This window comes from Phytoactinopolyspora endophytica, from assembly GCF_004138495.1.
In the GTDB taxonomy this organism is placed as follows: Bacteria; Actinomycetota; Actinomycetes; order Jiangellales; family Jiangellaceae; genus Phytoactinopolyspora; species Phytoactinopolyspora endophytica.
In genome coordinates this window covers 1-2118 of record NZ_RZHA01001790.1, presented here as the reverse complement: position 1 = coordinate 2118, position 2118 = coordinate 1, and the positions used below count along the sequence as shown (strand labels likewise).

2 protein-coding genes are annotated in these 2118 nt (G+C 69.4%); both read right to left on the bottom strand.

Annotated features, from left to right (window positions below):
* On the bottom strand, positions 1-447 hold a 447-nt coding region (locus tag ELR45_RS34205; RefSeq protein ID WP_205857829.1), incomplete at its 3' end, for a sensor domain-containing protein.
* A 64-nt stretch (positions 448-511) separates the two neighbouring features.
* Entirely contained in the window at positions 512-1930 is a 1419-nt protein-coding gene (locus ELR45_RS34200) for an acyltransferase family protein (protein WP_129670260.1), read from the bottom strand.
* Between the last annotated feature and the right edge of the window lie 188 nt (positions 1931-2118).

Below are 2118 nucleotides of genomic sequence, written 5' to 3'. Positions count from 1 at the left end.
GAGCAGACCGTGGCTGAAATCCCGCCAGAGCTGCGGGTCCCGGAGGTAGCCGAAGACGCGGGAGAAGCCGGTCCCGCTCGGTTTGCGGTAGTACGCGGGACCGACCCGCCGTCCCTCCATGATCCCGACCCTGCCCCGCTCGGCTGCGGCGAATCCGCGGGCGGTCAGCAACGTCACCAGCAGGATGATGAATCCGAGAAACGCGAGGACGATGGTGCCGACACCGAGCCAGAAGCCGACCATCAACGCCGTGAAGGAGGCGATCGCGATCGGCAGGCCGGGCAGGAGAAAGGCGAGGTCGCGCCCGACCTGTCTCCAGCCGGCTCGCGGGCGCTTCGTGTCCGGGCGGGGCTGGCGAGCGTAGCCAGGGTCGTCGGCTCCTGCGCCTCCGGTGGACCCGGTGGCCGGCTGTCCGTATCCATCGGTGGATCCATAGGTGATGTTCACGTCTCTACCCTCTCGCTTTCTCATCCCAGTGACGAGCCGGTCAGCTGGCTTTCCGGTGGTGGGGCTATCCCCACCGTGCGCCGCGTCGCGGGGACGGGAAGGGACCCATCGGCGCGGGTTCTGGAGAGCGGCGTGGCGAGGCCGTCCCCGGGCGCGCATGCAGTAGCGCGGAGCCGATCAGGATCGCGAGACCGGCGCCGACCGGTCCGGCCGGATGGGTAGCCAGCTCGGGTGCGAAGCCGTTGACGGCCAGCGAGAGCAGCCCCAGCCCAGTCAGCACAGTGGCGGCCCGCCCGCGCCATACGCCGCGGCCGGTCGCGGATCCGCGGCTGGCCGCGGCTAGATCGGAAGGGCTCTCGACGTGGCTGAACAACCGGACGAACACGGATAACACGAGCGTCAACGTGGCCAGCCATATCGGAACGGCAGACCGCCATTCACTGCTCAACACGTCCGGGGTGGACCACCCGTAGCCGACGACACCGATCCCGGTGACGACGATCAACGCCGGTATGTGCCAGACGTAGACGGTCATCAACCGGGCGGACAGGTAGTCGAGCCCGCGGGCGACCGGGCGGTTCTCTGCCCAGCGCTCGATCACCGGCCGGCACGCGAGCACCAGGCCCAGCTGGAACGCGGCGACGGCGAGCAGGACCGCGGTCGGCGGATTCATGTTGGAGACGGGCTCTGCCGGCATGCCGATCATGCTGCTCGGGTACGGACCGAGAGCGACGGCCAGGGCGGTGGCGGCAAGGCCCACCGCGGACAGGCACCATGCCCGCCGTCCGTGGGCCCACCGCAGCGAGCCGGACGCGTAGGCGATCCCGAGCTGGTAGACGGCGGCCCAGACGAAGAGGACGTTGAGATAGCCGACCGGCTCCGCTCCGTCGAGCGCGCCGAACCGGACGACATCCACGACGATGGCAGCACCCGCCATCGCGGCGACCTCAGTGCCCCGGCATCGCCGGTGGAGCCGGACCAGAGCCGGGGTCAGCGCGGTGATGAGCACGTACAGGGCGAGGAACCAGAGCAGCCGCCCGGCCAGCCGCGACGCGATATCGACCGGCTGCGCCGGCATGCCCACCGCCAGCAGCAGATGAGGCAGCGGTACCCAGAGCGCGACGAGCGGGACTGCGGGCCAGACGAGCCGGCGCAGCCGGTCCACGAGCCACGGTGACTGATCCGTGCCGGCTCGTGCTCGCATGCCGTACATGGCCGTCGCGCCGCCGGCGAAGAACACCAGCGCCATGGCCTGGCTGACCCAGGTGACGATCCATGCGCCAGGGGTCGCCAGCGTGTTCCCGGTGATCAGAGTTTCGTCGTCGTAGGAGAGCGAGGGCATCAGCCAGTGCTGCACGACGACGACAAGGATCGCGGAGATACGCAGCACGTCGACGAACCGGTCGCGCGGCGCGGAGATCGCAGAGACCGGCGCGGAGATCGCAGGGGCCGGCGCGGCGTGGGTACCCGGTGCGGTGAGCATACGTCTAGCCTCGTGACCAGCAGCGTCGAGCGCATCATGGTCAACTGGCGTCTTCAGCCTGGAGCTAGCTCACCGCCCCTGGGTAGGGCTGGCCCTACCTAAGTGGTCGCCGTTGTAAGTTCGTCGGGGATCAGGCGGCCAGTGCGAGATCGTTGTTTTGCTGGTGTCGCTCGATCCGAGTGAGGAGG

Bases quoted from the DNA above. Each gene is read 5' to 3' on its own strand.
- ELR45_RS34200 (WP_129670260.1), bottom strand. From the start codon at position 1,930: ATGCTCACCGCACCGGGTACCCACGCCGCGCCGGCCCCTGCGATCTCC.